Source organism: Leucobacter soli (assembly GCF_042659205.1).
In the GTDB taxonomy this organism is placed as follows: Bacteria; Actinomycetota; Actinomycetes; order Actinomycetales; family Microbacteriaceae; genus Leucobacter; species Leucobacter soli.
The window spans coordinates 1-1,713 of sequence record NZ_JBHSRW010000343.1; the positions used below are offsets into that span (position 1 = coordinate 1).

2 protein-coding genes are annotated in these 1,713 nt (G+C 71.7%); one reads left to right on the forward strand and one right to left on the reverse strand.

Going from position 1 to position 1,713, the window contains the following annotated elements:
• A partial coding sequence (dusB, locus tag ACFPZL_RS12920; RefSeq protein WP_382335770.1) for a tRNA dihydrouridine synthase DusB occupies positions 1–1,120 on the reverse strand: 1,120 nt, incomplete at its 3' end.
• A 152-nt stretch (positions 1,121–1,272) separates the two neighbouring features.
• Between dusB and recO the strand changes: the two genes are divergently transcribed.
• Positions 1,273–1,713 (forward strand): DNA repair protein RecO (recO, locus tag ACFPZL_RS12925; RefSeq protein WP_382335772.1); only part of this gene is annotated, 441 nt, incomplete at its 3' end.

A 1,713-nucleotide genomic window follows, 5' to 3' on the forward strand; every position in this document is an offset into this window, starting at 1 on the left:
GCAGCGCCACGCGCTTCGGGCTGCCGGCGCGGCCGCGCTGGCCCTCGGCGCCCTCGCCGGGGTAGGGCATGGAGGCGTCCATCGTCGCGAAGATCTCGTCCATCTGCGCGAGCGATTCGACGGCCGCCAGCGCGCGGCGCGTGTCGCCGCCGACGCCGTAGCCCTTGAAGTACCAGGCGACGTGCTTGCGGATGTCGCGGCACGCCCGATCCTCGTCGTCGTCGAAGAAGTCGACGAGGAGCACGGTGTGCCGCCGCATCGCGTCCATGACGAAACCGAGCGGGGGCTTCGCCGTCGCGGCCTCCGCCTCGTCCCTGCTGAGCTCGCCGGCCTCGGCGCGGAATGCCGCGACGAGGTCGCCGAAGAGCCAGGGCCGTCCGAGGCACCCGCGGCCGACCACGACTCCGTCGCAGCCGGTCTCGCGCACCATGCGGATCGCCTCGGTCGCCGACCAGATGTCGCCGTTGCCGAGGATCGGCACGCTCGTCACGGCCTCCTTGAGCGCGGCGATCGACGACCAGTCCGCCTGGCCGCTGTAGAACTCGCCGGCGGTGCGGCCGTGCAGCGCGATCGCGGCGACACCGGCCTGCTCCGCCGCCTTCGCCGCGTCCAGGTAGGTGAGGTGATCCGCGTCGATGCCCTTGCGCATCTTCACCGTGAGCGGGATCGCCCCGGCCGCGTTCACCGCGCCCTCGACGATCGCGCGGAAGAGGTCGCTCTTCCACGGCAGCGCCGATCCCCCGCCCTTGCGAGTGACCTTGGGGACCGGACACCCGAAGTTGAGGTCGATGTGGTCGGCGAGGTCCTCGTCGACGAGGAACCGCACCGCCTCGGAGACGGTGCGCGGATCGACGCCGTAGAGCTGGATCGAGCGCGGCGTCTCGCTCTCGTGATGCTTGATGAGCCGCAGCGACGCCGGTGTCCGCTCGACGAGGGCGCGGCTGGTGATCATCTCGCTGACGTAGAGACCGGCTCCGTACTCGCGGCACAGGCGGCGGAACGCCGTGTTGGTGATCCCGGCCATCGGCGCGAGCACCACGGGGACGTCGAGCTCGATCGGACCGATGCGCAGGCGGTGCTCGTCGGTACGCGGGCCGGGCGCGGTGAGTGTGGCAGACATATCGCTGCCATTCTCTCAGATCCCGCCGCGCGCGCCCTGCACCCGGATACTCCCCTCGGCAGTTCGTCAGTGGATGCTCGTGCAGCGCGCGGACACGACGTCCACCGGCCCGCCGAGCGGACCCGACCGCTCAGATGCGGGAGAATGGAGGGGTGCCCCTCTACCGCGAGCAAGGCGTCGTCCTCCGCACCCAGAAACTGGGCGAAGCCGACCGCATCGTCACGCTGCTCACGCAGGGGCGCGGCCTGCTGCGCGCCGCAGCGAAGGGCGTGCGCCGGACCTCCTCGAAGTTCGGGGCCAGGCTCGAGCCGTTCATGGTCGCGGATCTGCAGCTCTACGAAGGCCGCACGCTCGACACCATCACGCAGGCCTCAACCCTCGGCGCCTACGGCCCGCACATCAGCGGCGACTACGACCGCTACCGCGCCGGCAGCGTGATGGTCGAGACCGCCGAGCGACTGAGCGAGGGGGGCCCCGCACCGGAGCAGTACCGTCTGCTGATCGGGGCGCTGCGCACGCTCGCGCAGGGCAGCATCCCCGCGGCGCTCGCGCGGGACGGCTACCTGCTGCGAGCCATGGCCGCCGCCGGCTGG